We start from the raw sequence: 242 nt of genomic DNA on the forward strand, positions 1-242 counted from the left end.
CGTCCCCTCTCGGGGTTTAGGTAATTAATTACGGGATTATAAAGTAATTCCATCAAACACAAACCTCGTTTCCGTCCCCTCTCGGGGTTTAGGTAATTAATTGGGCGCCGCCGAAACGTAATCTCTTATATTGATTCGGTTTCCGTCCCCTCTCGGGGTTTAGGTAATTAATTGCGTAATTCAGGTAATGACCGGTGGTGCGGTAGAAAAATGTATCCGTCCCCTCTCGGGGTTTAGGTAAT

This window comes from Megasphaera geminata F0357 (assembly GCF_000239275.1).
In the GTDB taxonomy this organism is placed as follows: domain Bacteria; phylum Bacillota; class Negativicutes; order Veillonellales; family Megasphaeraceae; genus Megasphaera; species Megasphaera geminata.